General features: G+C 32.7%; 10 protein-coding genes and 1 tRNA gene. 5 read left to right on the top strand and 6 right to left on the bottom strand.

Features of this window, described 5'->3' with window-relative positions; genetic code table 11:
- Positions 1-753: 753 nt before the first annotated feature.
- From NLJ00_RS23205 to NLJ00_RS23195, 3 genes are all read right to left on the bottom strand, one after another.
- Positions 754-2,598: an endonuclease gene (locus NLJ00_RS23205; protein WP_256635582.1), complete on the bottom strand. Its 1,845-nt coding sequence runs from the start codon at positions 2,596-2,598 to the stop codon at positions 754-756.
- Between the two features lie 182 nt (positions 2,599-2,780).
- Positions 2,781-3,380, bottom strand: coding sequence for an XAC2610-related protein (locus NLJ00_RS23200; protein WP_256635581.1), 600 nt, complete (start codon positions 3,378-3,380; stop codon positions 2,781-2,783).
- A 117-nt stretch (positions 3,381-3,497) separates the two neighbouring features.
- Positions 3,498-5,006: a hypothetical protein gene (locus tag NLJ00_RS23195; RefSeq protein WP_256635580.1), complete on the bottom strand. Its 1,509-nt coding sequence runs from the start codon at positions 5,004-5,006 to the stop codon at positions 3,498-3,500.
- A 313-nt stretch (positions 5,007-5,319) separates the two neighbouring features.
- Here NLJ00_RS23195 and NLJ00_RS23190 point away from each other — a divergent pair, with 313 nt between their 5' ends.
- From NLJ00_RS23190 to NLJ00_RS23170, 5 genes are all read left to right on the top strand, one after another.
- A complete protein-coding gene (locus tag NLJ00_RS23190; protein WP_053471822.1) occupies positions 5,320-5,751 on the top strand; it encodes a PaaI family thioesterase in 432 nt (143 codons plus the stop codon).
- A 5-nt stretch (positions 5,752-5,756) separates the two neighbouring features.
- The gene (locus tag NLJ00_RS23185; RefSeq protein ID WP_256635579.1) at positions 5,757-6,821 is read left to right on the top strand and encodes a chorismate-binding protein; all 1,065 of its coding nucleotides are present in this window, start codon (positions 5,757-5,759) and stop codon (positions 6,819-6,821) included.
- Positions 6,822-6,902: 81 nt separating this feature from the next.
- Entirely contained in the window at positions 6,903-7,619 is a 717-nt protein-coding gene (bshB1, locus tag NLJ00_RS23180; RefSeq protein WP_053471820.1) for a bacillithiol biosynthesis deacetylase BshB1, read from the top strand.
- Positions 7,620-7,685: 66 nt separating this feature from the next.
- A tRNA-His gene (locus NLJ00_RS23175) sits at positions 7,686-7,759 on the top strand.
- 269 nt (positions 7,760-8,028) lie between these two features.
- Positions 8,029-8,199 (top strand): bacteriocin, encoded by a 171-nt coding sequence (locus tag NLJ00_RS23170; RefSeq protein WP_082356417.1) that lies wholly within the window; start codon positions 8,029-8,031, stop codon positions 8,197-8,199.
- Positions 8,200-8,321: 122 nt separating this feature from the next.
- Here NLJ00_RS23170 and ypfJ read toward each other — a convergent pair whose 3' ends face one another.
- The 3 genes from ypfJ to NLJ00_RS23155 form a co-directional block, all read right to left on the bottom strand.
- Entirely contained in the window at positions 8,322-9,167 is an 846-nt protein-coding gene (gene ypfJ / locus NLJ00_RS23165; RefSeq protein WP_053471757.1) for a KPN_02809 family neutral zinc metallopeptidase, read from the bottom strand.
- A gap of 92 nt (positions 9,168-9,259) precedes the next feature.
- Positions 9,260-13,312, bottom strand: coding sequence for a PAS domain S-box protein (locus NLJ00_RS23160; protein ID WP_053471756.1), 4,053 nt, complete (start codon positions 13,310-13,312; stop codon positions 9,260-9,262).
- Positions 13,313-13,404: 92 nt separating this feature from the next.
- On the bottom strand, positions 13,405-14,199 hold the full coding sequence (locus NLJ00_RS23155; protein ID WP_053471755.1) for a DUF2189 domain-containing protein: 795 nt from the start codon (positions 14,197-14,199) through the stop codon (positions 13,405-13,407).
- Positions 14,200-14,285: the final 86 nt, after the last annotated feature.

The following is a 14,285-nucleotide window of genomic DNA, read 5'->3' as shown; positions in this document are numbered from 1 at the left end:
TATTTTTTTACCATGTGTAGAGGCGCACAGCAGTGCGTCTTTTGGTATGTAGGATTTTCTCGCAAAAATGAGTGTTTTAATCTCGCAAAGTCGCTAAGACGCAAAGTTTTTTTGTTTCACGCAGATTCAGCAGATTGTGCAGATTTTTTTTTGGTAGAGTTATTAATAAATCGGTGTCAATGTTTTGTAGAGGCGCACATCAGTGCGTCTTCTTGTGTGTGAGGTTTTCTCGCAAAAAAATGTATTTAATCTCGCAAAGTCGCTAAGACGCAAAGTTTTTTTGTTTCACGCAGATTTGGCAGATTGAACAGATTTTTTTTGGTAGAGTTATTAATAAATCGGTGTCAATGTTTTGTAGAGGCACACAGCAGTGCGTCTTCTTATGTGTGAGGTTTTCTCGCAAAAAAAATGTATTTAATCTCGCAAAGTCGCTAAGATGTAAAGTTTTTTGTTTCACGCAGATTCAGCAGATTGAGCAGATTTTTTTCGGGTAGAGTTATTAATAAATCTGTGTCAATATTTATTAAGATTTTTTAAATCTGTTATATCTGCCAAATCTGCGTAAAAAAAAAGTTTTTTTATTACAGTGTAGAGGCGCACAGCAGTGCGTCTTCTCGTATGCAAAGTTTTTTGTTTCACGCAGATTCAGCAGATTGAGCAGATTTTTTTGGGTAGAGTTATCAATAAATCTGTGTCAATATTTATTAAAATTTTAATCTGCTTTATCCGCCAAATCTGTGTGAACAAAAATATTTAGTTAATTACAATCTTTTTAATTGTAGTTTTTGAATCTCTTGTAATTTTAGCAATATAAATTCCGCTTGAAAGATGACTTACTGAAATTAAAGAATCTGTTGCGTTTTGTTTTTCGAAAACTTTTTGTCCTGAAAACGAAAGGATTTCTATCGAATATGGAGAATCAGAATTATCTAAAACAATATTAAAAATTCCGTCAGAAGGATTTGGGAAAACAACAATTTCATCTGAAAGTTCAACCACTTCTTCCTCAATTGGTTTCGCTATTTTGCTTGCCAAATTGTTACAAGTATCTTGTGTATATGAATCCCATTGCGAACTTAAATTGAATGTCGTGCTTGGAGAAGTTACCGTTGATTTTCTTCTTAAAGTAACATCGATGGCAAAATTAGCCGTTCCGCCATTAAAAGTTCCGATGATATCGATTAAAACTCCATTTTTAAATAAACCTACAGCATCATTTCCGTTAAAAGTTAATTCTGTTGCCGTTGTTGAAATATTGGCTGAACTTGGAGAAAAACAGCTTGAAGAAATTGAACTGTTTACAATTACAAATTTGCTTCCTGTTGTTAAAGTTCCGCTTAAAGCTAAACCTGTACTCCATGAACCAGCACCGTTCGTTTGTTTTTTTATAGTGTAAGCAGACAAACTAACAGAACTTCCTGTATTGTTGGCAATTTCTAAAGCTTTGTTGTTTCCAGAACCTTCAATGTATTCAGAGAAAAGCAAATCGGTTGCAGTTCCTGTTCCGCTGCTGTTGGTTGTAACCGAAATAGTATTGCTTGATGCAGAAGCATTTCCGGCAGCATCTTTTGCTTTTACATAAATAGAATAAGCTGTAGAAGCGGTTAAACCTGTAATAGTTGCGGTTGTACCGGAAACAGTGGTTTTGTAAGCGCTATTTGCATAAACATCATAACCTGTTACGGCAACATTATCTGTAGAAGCTGTCCACGAAAGTGAAATTGAAGTTGCTGTTTTTGAAGTCGAAGCCAAACTTGTTGGAGTAGTTGGCGCCTGAGTATCGCCAGAAGGAGTTCCATCCCAAATTTGATTCACATATTCCGGATGATCGATATATGGATTTCTATTACCTTGACGTGCGTAAACTGCATTGTTTCTTGCAATTTCTCTCGCACTTACAGGATCTTGTGCATTCCATGCCAAAAGAACATTTAAGAAAGCAGTTGTAAAAACTTTATTGCTAGAACCGTCAAACATTGCATAAGAATATCCGGCAACGGTATTTTCGTAGCGGGTTGCAAAATAAAAATACATTCTGGCAATATCTCCTTTAAAAGCATTGATAGGTTCAAAAACAGTTCCTGAATATCCAGATACAGAACTTGATCCTAATTTCCCTCCGTTTTGAGAAGTATAAGTTGCAGAACTTACCGTTCCGTGTGGATAATTAGAACGCATTCCGTTTACTTTTCCATCTGTTGGAGTTATAAAATGCGCATCGGCAACCATTGGAGACTGCTCATTAAAAACCGACTGTGGAATAATATGTTCTCTGTTGTAGCAATCGCCTTCAGCAGAATAATTTCCACAGCGTTGCGTACTTCCTGTGCTGTAATTGTATGGATCTGTTCCTGATGGATTTTCAGAATATATGTCTAATACTGTTCCGTCGTTTTCGTAAAAATTATCAACGTCAGATGTTTGATACGTGGTATATAAACCAGCATATCCATTATCAGTATGACCTTTAATAATATTATACAATTGCGTTTTTAAAGTGTAACCTGTTCCGGTTGCGGTGTTGTAATAACCAGAAGGAATTTGGGCAAAGCCAATTGTAGCAAGAAATAATAACAGTAAAAAGTAGTTTTTTTTCATAAAAATAGGGGTTTTAAGTTTGGTTGTAATACTTTTTAAAGTTCTGAATTTTAGAATTTTAAATAAGTATTGTAGCAAATCTATTACTTTTATGAATACGAAACGTTAAGTGATGTTTAATTTTGAGGTATATTTTCTTACGCGTTGATTTTATTGCCACGAAGACACTAAGGCACGAAGTTTTATTTTTTTTCTGAAATCTTTTTTAAAGCCTGTCGGTATTCTTTATCGGATTTTTTGCTGCCGTCATCAGTAATTTCAATTTGGTAATCAAAAACTTTATAGTTTTTGATTTTATAAAATGCAGCCCAATTAGTGCCAGAAATTACATGGCTTTCAATAATATTATAAGTTGAATTGTAGCTGGGATTTTTGATTTCTTCAAAACCAATTACACGTTTGAAATTATTTGTTTTAGAGTTGTATAAATATAAATTATATGTCCAATTGCTTCTTACATCAGAAATGTTTTGAATTAAGATATCTTTTATTTTATCGTTATTGAAGTCTCTAAATTCAACTTGTTGAGTACCGCTAAAAATCGAGTCTTTTACTAAAATTGAAGATTTATTATTTACTTTTTGACTAATGATTAAAATTGAATTCTTTTCACCGTCATAACCTTCTTTTTCAGTTTCAAAGTTTATAAGTTTAATTGTAATTCCTTTGTTTTTATAATTAGAATCACACTTAATAGTTTGTTTATTCTGAGCAAATATATAAATACAGGATAAGAAAAAAATAATGGTTAAAAGACTTCTTTTCATTGAATAGTATTGCATTTTTAAACTTTTAGACTTCGCAGTTTTGCGAACAAAATTCACACAGAACTTAAATTTCTTATATAACTTATATGGTAAAAAAAACCTTCGCGTCTTAGTGCCTTCGTGGCCAAACTTCTATTTAGGAAAATCTTTACTTTGATAAGCACCCAAATCTGGCGGAGAAGTTCTTGTAGCTCCTAAAATATCTAATGGAATTATATACGCCGGATTTCCTTTCGCGAAAGCGGCAGAAGTTTTATCAATATTCAGCTGATTTCTAGAGACATTATAAAACTTCGGATTTTCGTTTACAATAATATTGGTGTAATGTTCCGTATCAGTTTTAAATTGATAATCAGGATTTGATGTTGTACCAAATTTCAACAGGCAATTATTTAACTGATAAACAAAAGCAGCACTTGCATTTTTTTGTAAATTAAATTCATTGGTACTGGAACCATAAATAATACAATTATTGAAAGTTGCCTGTGTTAACGGATTTGTTTCCGGTGAGGCTCCGGCTAAACTATTACTTAAGTTCACGGCAAAATGCGAACTGTTTTGCCAGTTATTATTAAAAGTACAATGTGTAAAGCTGTAATTTCCGCCGTAAACACAAGATAAACCTGCAATTCCGGCATAATTGATTACGATATTTTCACCGTTGATGTGAGCATTTTGGGCTAAAATTCCGTATTCGACGCAATTGTAAATTTGTGTGTTTTTGATTTCAATTGTATTTAACGGATTTTTAAAATCCAATCCAACAACAGCATTTTTTAAAGTCAAATGATTGATCGAATGATTTGTGCTTCCGTTTGCAAAAAGAACAGATTTCCATTGTCCCGGAATATCAGAATAAAGAGATTCTAAACGATCGCCTTCAAAAATAACTTCGTTTTCAAGTTTTTCGGTTGTTGATGCAGTTCCGTTAATTTGAAGGGTAGCTTTATCACCAACATACAAACCAGAATTAGCATGAAAATGAACTCTTGCTCCGGCTTCAAAAGTTACGGTTTTATTTTCTGGAACTCCGGCATAACCGTAAATAACGTAAGGCTTTTGTTTGGTAAAGATTAATTCATTTCCGTTTTCAGGATCATTTTCGTCCAGATAAAACCCGTCGACATCTTTCCCTTCAATTTTGATTTTCTCCTTAGTTCCGTCAGCATTTTGTTTTGGAAATAAAAATACAGCATCCTGAATCAAAGTTACCAAAGCCACTTCCTGAAGATTGGCGGCGCTGTCAAACTGAATTTCATCGGTATATAAAAAATCAGTAGGATTTGCATCTGTAATATCTGCTGTTGTTTCTATAAAAATATAAAGACTGTCTTTTGCTAAAAGCGTAACATCTTTAAAAATCTTTCCGTTGTTGCCGCTCATTCCGTCAACCGTCATTCGGTATTTTGAATTTAAACCTTTTTTTAGTTGCACAACTGGAATCGAAATATCGTTTTTACTTCGATTATAAACCTTAAGTTGATACGTGCTTGAACCAATGTTTTTAAAAACAGTATCCAAATAAACGGTGTCTTTTGAAAACTTTAGATCTCCGGTACTGGCAACGGTATCAAAATCAGTTCGGCAAGAACTAAAAGCTAGAATTATTCCGAAAATAAAAAGTACAAAGTATTGACGCATATTTGTTTTGTTTTTTGCCACAGATTAAAAGGATTAAAAAGATTTTTTTCGCCCCGAATTTCACGAATTTTCACAAATTAAAATTCGTGGAAATTCGTGAAATTCGGGGCTGTATATTTTTAAATTCTTTTAATCTGAGTAATCTGTGTAATCTGTGGCAAAAAAAAACTTCCAGCCAAAGATTGATATTTGATTGTTTTTGTAAAAATAACAAAAAACTTACATGTTTGAAGTTGAATTTTAATTTTAGAATATGATTTTCGAATTTGTATCTCATCTTTTCTTTAATTTTACGATTTTAAAGTCCATTTTAATGAATTATACAAAAGAACAAATTTTAGCGTACTGCAATGAGTTTTCTAAAAACACTTTGATGGAAACGCTAAAAATAGAATATATCGACGCTGGGGAAGATTTCTTAACTGCAAAAATGCCTGTAAATCCAAGTGTTCACCAACCAATGGGACTGCTTCACGGAGGAGCTTCTGTAGCTTTGGCAGAAAGCGTTGGAAGTGCAGCTTCGCACTTTTTTATTAATCCAAAAGAACAGGAAGTTCGCGGTATCGAAATCTCCGCAAATCATTTAAAAAGCATTCGCGAAGGCGTAGTTTTTGGTACAGCCAGAATTATTCACAAAGGCAGAAGTCTTCATCTTTGGGAAATTAAAATCACGGATGAAGCCGGGAATTTAATTTCGCTTTGTAAGCTTACAAATATTGTTTTAGAGAAGAAGAAAACAGAATAATGAATATGAATAATTTTTTCTCAAAAACAAAACAACATTACAATCAAAATTTACCTTTTGTAATTTATTCTAAACCTAATACTTCAAGTCTTTTTGGGCTTTTACAGCAAAATGATACTTTATATAAAATTACGGATTACAGCGAAAAAGGATTTGTTTTTGCTTCTTTTGATGAAAAACAACTTGTTTTAATTCCCGAAAATGAATCCGAAATTATTAGTGCTGATAAGGAAATTACTGCATTTGAAACAATTGAAATTGATGATCAAAAATTTGACGCAGAAGCTAAAATTCAATATGAAGATTTAGTTTCAAAAGGAATTGAGGCAATTAAAAACGAAGAATTCAAAAAAGTAGTTTTATCCCGAAGCGAAAAAGTAAATTTATCTGAATTTGATTTTGTTCAGACTTTCCAACATTTGGTTCAATTATATCCTACGACTTTTTGTTATTGTTTTTTTCATCCTAAAATTGGACTTTGGATGGGCGCAACACCGGAACAACTGCTAAAAGCAAACGGAAATGTTTTTGAAACAACCGCTTTGGCAGGAACGCAAAAAGCAAATTTAGAAACGGAAATTCGCTGGGAACAAAAAGAAAAAGACGAACAGCAATATGTAACCGATTTTATTGTAAAACGTTTACGAGAAGTTGCTAATTCTGTTGTAGTTACAGAACCTTATAGTTTAAAAGCCGGATCGATCTGGCATATTAAAACAGATATTTCGGGTGTTTTAAACGAGAATTCAACTTTGCAAGAAGTTATTGATACGCTTCATCCAACTCCGGCAGTTTGCGGATTACCAAAGAAAAAAGCAAAAGCTTTTATTATAGAAAATGAAAATTACGACAGAACTTTTTATACGGGTTTTCTGGGGGAATTAAACAGCGGTTTTGCGGGCAGTAAAACAAGTTCTGATTTATTCGTAAATTTGCGCAGCATGCAGATTCAGGATAAAACAGCGATTTTATACATGGGATGCGGCATTACAAGAGAAAGTATTCCCGAAAAAGAATGGGAGGAAAGCGTCAATAAATCAATGACGATGAAAAGAGTTTTAAAAAAATAGTTTCAAGTTTAAAGTTTCAGGTTTCACGTTCTCAACGTAACTTGAAACATGAAACCTGAAACAAAAAACACAAACAAAATAATGAAACTAGACATATTAGCCTTTGGCGCACATCCGGATGATGTAGAATTGGGTTGTGCCGGAACAATTTTAAAAGAAGTTTCCCTTGGGAAAAAAGTAGGTATTGTAGATTTAACGCGCGGCGAATTAGGTACACGCGGAACTGCTGAAACCAGAGATGAAGAGGCGAAAGCCGCAGCAAAGATTTTGGGTGTTTTGGTTCGTGAGAATCTAGGCTTACGCGACGGATTTTTCGTAAACGATGAAAAACATCAATTAGAAGTCATTAAAATGATCCGAAAATACAAACCTGAAATAGTATTATGCAACGCAGTTGATGATCGTCATATTGATCACGGAAAAGGAAGTAAATTAGTTTCTGATGCGTGCTTTTTATCGGGATTGATAAAAATCGAAACTTCGATTGATGGAGAGAAACAGGATGCCTGGAGACCCAAAGTGGTGTACCATTATATTCAATGGAAAAACATTACTCCAGACTTTGTAGTGGATATTACAGGTTTTGAAGCCAAAAAGGTTGAAGCAATTTCTGCTTATAAAACACAATTTTACGATCCAAATTCAAAAGAACCTGCAACACCTATTACGAGTAAAAACTTCTTTGAAAGCTTAAATTATCGCGCGCAGGACTTAGGAAGGCTCGTTGGGAAAGATTTTGCAGAAGGTTTTACGGTTGAAAGGTGTTTGGCAGTCAATAGCTTAGGAAATTTGATGTAAATTTTTCATTTTTTTCTTTGTAGAAGTAAACCTTTGTTATATATTTGCACTCGCTAAGCAAAAATGGTGGTTGTAGCTCAGCTGGTTAGAGTAGCGGTTTGTGGTGCCGCGGGTCGCCGGTTCGAACCCGGTCAGCCACCCAGAAATTTAAAGCCTTGAAGAAATTCAAGGCTTTTTTTGTTTTCTGTCGAAAACAAATTACAATTTAGAAATTCCAAATTCTAAATTTATATTGATTTTGAAATTTAGTTAAAATTAGATAATGATATTTTTATTTTAATTAGTAAAATACTTACAATTATTTTTTTCATTGAAAATTAATTCTTATGTTTGATGTAATAATCTGCCCGATTAAATCATAAGATGTTCTTGTAAGATTATTAATTTATTAACATAAAAAAAATAACCAATGAAAAAGACAATCAAGAAAATGGATTTGAGTTCAGTAAAGACTCTTTCTAAAAAGGAAATGAAAACTGTTGAAGGAGGTTACCAAACCGAAGGAAGAAGACAAAGCACTAATGTTATTGATCTAAGAGGATTTCCTAAAGTAAAAAACTTGTATGAGAGTTTAAAGTAAAAAATGCATAAATTAAGAAAAGCTTTCGTTTAATCGAAAGCTTTTTTTTATTTTAAAATAAAAGTAGAACAGCCCGACTAGTCGGGCTGTTCTGTTGGTTATTATATTTGGCTTATTGTGTTTTAAATTTCCTCAAAGGTAGTTCCTTGTTTAATATCTCCAGTTTTAAAACCTTTTTTAAACCAGTACATTCTTTGTTCTGATGTTCCGTGAGTAAAGGAATCCGGAACAATTTGTCCTTGCATTTTGCTTTGTATTGCGTCGTCTCCAACGGCATTTGCAGCACTTAAAGCTTCTTCGATATCGCCTTCATCTAAATATTGCTGATTGTCGTGTGCCCATACCCCGGCATAAAAATCGGCTTGTAATTCCAAGGCTACAGAAAGTTTATTGGCTTCGGCCTGACTTTTGCCTTCCTGCTCTTGATGCATTTTTGCAGAGGTTCCTAATAAAGTCTGAATATGATGTCCAATTTCATGGGCAATAACATACGCAATGGCAAAATCTCCGCCTTTGGCACCGAATTTTGTTTTTAGTTCTTCAAAGAATCCTAAATCCATATAAACCTTTTGATCTGCGGGACAATAAAACGGACCCGATGCAGAAGATGCTCCACCGCAAGCAGTTTGAACAGAACCTCTAAAAAGCACCAATTTTGGGTTTTTATACGTCATTCCGTGTTCGGCAAATATTTTTCCCCAAGTATCTTCTGTTTTTGCTAAAACCGATTTTACAAAATGCCCCATTTCTTCATCTTCTTTACTTAATGGAGCTGCAGCTTCAGTTTGCGTTTGTCCGCCCTGCATTTGTTCTAAAATTGGCGTTATTTGCTGACCGGTTTCGCCACCAAAAACATTCAACAGCAAAATAATGATACCAATAACACCACCTCCAACAGCGATTTTTCCGCCAGAGACTGATCTTCGGTCTTCTACATTATCGCTTTCTCTTGAACCTCTCCATTTCATAGTAAATTGTATTTAAGCTTTTTATGTTTTTTCTTGTACGAATTTATATAATTTTTGGGAATAACTTGTGATTTGTCATGATTTAGTTTTAATTATTTTAGCCATTTTACCAAAGTTTCCTCGACAGTGCCTTTCATAATTGGTTTTGAAATATAATCATCCATTCCGGCAGAAATACATTTGTTGCGCTCTTCTTTTTCTGCGCCCGCAGTTACGGCAATAATCGGAATATCTTTGCCTGCAGAAGTATTTCTAATGGCTTTTGTTGTTTCGTAGCCGTTCATAATTGGCATTTGAATATCCATGAAAACAAGCGTTGGATTAATACTTTCAAATTGTTTTACAGCTTCATAACCATTTTCGCATTCAAAAATAAAAGCATTGTGATACAGGTTTTTTACAATCGTTTTTAACAGTAGCATATTTACTTTATTATCCTCCACAATTAAAAAACGTATGTTTTTGCTGTTTGCTTCATTATAATTTTCATCAGGAAGAGCCTGTAAGTTTTTTAATTCTGTATTGTATTTTTCGTTTATGCTTTGATTGCTGGTTTTTAAATTTAAATCGAAAAAGAAATTACTTCCTTCACCAATTTTACTTTCCAGCTGTAATCGGCTTTCCATTAAAGCTAAAAGCTGATTTGAGATTGTTAAACCTAAACCGGTTCCGCCAAATTTTCTTGTTGTTGAACTATCTGCCTGGGAAAAGGCCTTAAAAATTTTCTTCTGATTTTTCTCCATAATCCCAATTCCCGTATCAATTACAGAAAATCGGATGGTCGAAAAGTTATTTTTTGATTTTGATAAAACAGAAACATTCAGTTTGATAGAACCTTCATTGGTAAATTTTACCGCGTTAGAAAGCAGATTAATCAGAATTTGTTTGATTCGCACAATATCTGTCCAGATATATTTAGGAACATCCTGATCTACATTGAGTTCCAATTGCAGGTTTTTTTGATTGGATTCAAAAACAATTAAATCGAAAACCTGACCCAATACTTTTTTAATATCATATAAATCAATAAAAAGCTCCAGTTTTCCGGCTTCAATTTTAGAAAAATCAAGAATATCATTGATAATCTCCAACAGCGAGTGCGCGGACTGATTAATGGTGGTCATGTATTTTTCCTGAATTTCCTCTAATTCAGTTTTCATCAATAAATGGGTAAAACCAATAATTCCGTTTAAAGGTGTTCTGATTTCATGCGACATATTCGCCAGAAAATCAGATTTTGATTTATTGGCGGCTTCTGCCAATTGTTTGGCTTTAATCGCGTCTTCGGTTTCTTTTTTATTGGTGATGTCAAAGTAAATTCCACCCACAAATTCAATTTCATCACCTTTTTTAATAACGTCACCAAATTCTTCCACCCAAATATATTCTCCTGTTTTTCTTTTAATTCGGTAAACATTGTGCAACGGAATTCCATTTTGAAGATTATCAATTTGATTATTAATAACTTCATCGCGGTCTTCATGATGAATAAGGGATAAAAACGAAAGATTATTTTCGATAAATTCTGCTTTAGAATATCCGGTTAAATTTTGAATTTCGTCGTTTAGGAAAATTTTAGTTGAAAATGCATCAAACTTCGATAAATAAACGGTTCCGGGAATATTGTTGGCGATTAATTTGAATTTTTCTTCACTTTCAATAATCTTACTTTCGTTTCGGTTTCTTTCTAATGCAGATGAAATGTTATTGGCCAAAACCTGAAAGATATAAATTTCCTCTTCAGACCATTTTCGTTCTTTGGTACAATCATCAAAGCCAATAAATCCGGTAAAAATATCGTTGATGTACAACGGCAGGATTAGAATTGATTTTATTTCATTATTGATGAGTAGTTGTTTAAAAAACCTGTCTTCAAGCTTTCTGGTATACGTATTTACGATTCGTTTATTTTTTGCGGCTTCAAAGATTTCTTTCAAATTATCCTCGGTCATATGCCGCAAAGGTGTGATTTGATGCGGAATTCCTTTTCGCGACCATTTGTATTTTTGAACAACAGTATTGGTCGTAAAATCTCTTTCATAATAAAACATATGATCTGCTTTTGAAGCTTTTCCAATCAAATCATATGTTTCCTGAAACATTTGCTCTGTAGATTTGCTCATCAAAAATTTCTCTGTACAAAGGGAAAGTGCTGATAAAAGCTGACTTTTAAATTCTAATCTTCGTTCTGTTTCCAAACGCATCTGCATCGAAATAGCGAGCGAAACAACGTCAGAAATAGTTCTGGCATAATTGATATCTTCATTATCCCAATCTCTTTGTTCCTCTGTACTTTCAAAACAAACAACACCGGCCAATTGTCCGCTTAAAAAAATGGGAACATCCAGCATTGATTTAATTTTGTTTTTAGTGAAATAAAGTTTTTCAAATTCAGATGTTTCTAATTTATTAAAAACGTCCGGAGCATTTATAATTGCTTTATTTTTTAAAGTCTCAAAATATATAGGATAGGATTCTTTGTTTAGAATGTTTTTATCGTTTAAATTTTGATTGTCAACACTATATAGATTTTTGCAGCTAATTAAATCTCTGGAGTATTTCCAAAAACTTACGCGATTAGCCTGACTTACAGTCGAGGCTTCTTTTATAATATAATCGATAACCGTATTTAAGTTATTGTAAGTACTAAAATCGGTTGTGGATAGTTTTTTAGTTGAATTATTATAGGCTTCGATTTTTTCGAGACGTCTCTTTTTTTCGTTTTCGGCATTTTTAATTTCGGTAATATCCCTTGCAATTCCTGCAAAACCAATAGTTTGGTCTAAATCATTTTTACGAATGATGATCTTTTGCGAAATCCATAATTCCTGTCCGTTTTTCTTTAAAATAGGAAGTTCAATTATGGGGAATTTATTTCCGTTACTTTCAAAATTCTCATAAAAATCAACCGCACTCATCGAGTACTTTTCATGAATGAAATTTGAATAATGTTTTTGAAGTATTTCGTCTTCAGAATAACCTAAAAGAGAATATGCAAATTCATTTATAAAAGTAAAATAACCGTCGGCATCAACTTCAAAAATAATATCTGTCGCCGTTTGAATTAAGTTTTTGTATTGATCCTGAACAATAATCTGCTCGGTAACATCCTGACCAATACTTATAATTAAATCCTCAGAGAATTTTTTATCTTTCCATTGTATATATCTGTATTCTCCGTTTTTAGTCTTTAATTTTCGAGTATAAATTTTATTTTCTTCATGATGTATGATAGAAATATTTTTGTTGTATTCGTCTCCTTTTGTAAGCTTCCAGAAATTAAGCCCCATAACTTCTTCGGGCTGATAACCTAAAATAGAAGTTACGGTTTCGCTGCAAAATAATATTTCACCTTTTTGATCTGTTGCAATTGTCAATGAATTTCCTTTGTGTACAATTTCGTTTGCAAACCTGAAATTGTCCCGATTATTTTGTAAAACGGCATATTTTACCTGATTAATAATAAAAATCAGGATGCAGAAATTAATTAATAAAATAGAAGATTTTAAAGGAATTAATTGAAATGTAACGGTTGAAAAGAGAAATATAAAAACGAGGGCAACAAAAAACCAGTAAATTTTAATTGGTTTTAAAATGTTGTAGGAGAAGAAAAACGAAATTAAAAAAACGATTATGGGAACAACATCTTCTGCCAAAAAAACAATGTTATAACAAACGTAACTAATGTAAATAAAGAAGCAAAAAATAAAAATATACTGAATTTTATCTCTCAGCCATTTTACTTTATCGGTTATTACATAAGCTACAAGAACAGAAAAACCAATTGAAACGTTTACGACCAATAAACTTTTTGGCCTGATTTTAAAAATTTCATTTATGATTTCGATTACAATAACTGCAATTCCAAAAAATAAAATATAAAGCTGATATTCCCTTCCTGCGGTTTCTGCTTCTTTCTTTTTTTCGATGAAATTTCCAATTTTTGCTTTTATGCGAAAAAATTGATAAACCAAAAGTCCCAAAAATCCCAGCAAAGAGAAGCCGAGAACTATAAATTTGGGATTATTATAAAAAATAATATCTGAATTGAAAACATACCAGTTTGTCATAATTGATTTCAGAGTATTACCAGAACAGGTAATACCTGAAACCAATAGATTGAAAAAACTATAGTTTTCTACCATAGATTTTGGGATATGTTTGGTTTAGTAAATAGCAATTTAAATTCTAATAATAGAGTTGGTTAAGCCCTTTGAAATTTACTAGAACTTTGTTTTTATTCAAAATCCGATCTTCCAATTGAATCAATAGAATCTGCTTGCTCTTCTTCGGTAAAAATTGAATAATAAGTAGCATATGTTACTGATGTATTGAAAATAACAGTAAAAATTACTCCGATGCAGCATGCAACAAGACCCACTAATGACCCAAGAAATCCTATGACAAACAGAGCGAAAATTATTAATGGATTTTTACCTACAATAACAATACTTGATTTAATGGCATCTATTGCTTTAAGATTTCCAAAAATCACTAAGGGAATTGCAAAATAAGTAAAAAACGAAATCATTATTGATATTCCGCCGCCTAAAAACATGATTCCGGTACTGTCTAAAGCATACGAAATTCCAGTACTTACAATAGCTAACAGAAATGCTAAAGAGAATAATTGAAAAAAGTACGGTGCTTTATAATAGGTAAAAATTGTAGAAACATTAAACTCTTCATCTTTATCTGCGCAGTCAGCCATTTTAAGAAACCCGGCTCCAAGCGGTGCAAATATTGCGCTTACAACTGCAACAGCAACTGTTGAAAATAATTGTTCAAGATAAGTAAGTTTTTGATTTTCGAAGTTTTTAATAAAATCTTCTGAAAGAGCTTGTATACCATAAACTACGGTGGCTAATCCCATGATTACTATAAAAGCAAGAATTGAAAACACAAGAATTATCAATCCGGAATACAAAGCTATCTTTTTGTAATTTTCAAAAGCATAAGTAAAAACAGTAGAAAAGTCTATCGAATAGCCATCTTTTTTGATGTCCTCAATTTGTTCAAGTGTAGATTTCATTTTAAAAGTAAAGTTGTTTTATATTCTTCGTCGTAATAAATTAGTTGACGTAAATATAATATTTTAAATCAATTCCGAATAAAAAT

Source organism: Flavobacterium panici, from assembly GCF_024499525.1.
GTDB lineage: Bacteria > Bacteroidota > Bacteroidia > Flavobacteriales > Flavobacteriaceae > Flavobacterium > Flavobacterium panici.
This window is presented reverse-complemented; position numbering and strand designations above follow the sequence as displayed.

Coding starts and splice junctions, on each gene's coding strand:
- NLJ00_RS23160 (WP_053471756.1), bottom strand. CDS start 13,312: ATGGTAGAAAACTATAGTTTTTTCAATCTATTGGTTTCAGGTATTACC.
- NLJ00_RS23190 (WP_053471822.1), top strand. CDS start 5,320: ATGAATTATACAAAAGAACAAATTTTAGCGTACTGCAATGAGTTTTCT.
- NLJ00_RS23170 (WP_082356417.1), top strand. CDS start 8,029: ATGAAAAAGACAATCAAGAAAATGGATTTGAGTTCAGTAAAGACTCTT.
- NLJ00_RS23200 (WP_256635581.1), bottom strand. CDS start 3,380: ATGCAATACTATTCAATGAAAAGAAGTCTTTTAACCATTATTTTTTTC.
- NLJ00_RS23205 (WP_256635582.1), bottom strand. CDS start 2,598: ATGAAAAAAAACTACTTTTTACTGTTATTATTTCTTGCTACAATTGGC.
- NLJ00_RS23185 (WP_256635579.1), top strand. CDS start 5,757: ATGAATAATTTTTTCTCAAAAACAAAACAACATTACAATCAAAATTTA.
- NLJ00_RS23155 (WP_053471755.1), bottom strand. CDS start 14,199: ATGAAATCTACACTTGAACAAATTGAGGACATCAAAAAAGATGGCTAT.
- NLJ00_RS23195 (WP_256635580.1), bottom strand. CDS start 5,006: ATGCGTCAATACTTTGTACTTTTTATTTTCGGAATAATTCTAGCTTTT.
- ypfJ (WP_053471757.1), bottom strand. CDS start 9,167: ATGAAATGGAGAGGTTCAAGAGAAAGCGATAATGTAGAAGACCGAAGA.
- bshB1 (WP_053471820.1), top strand. CDS start 6,903: ATGAAACTAGACATATTAGCCTTTGGCGCACATCCGGATGATGTAGAA.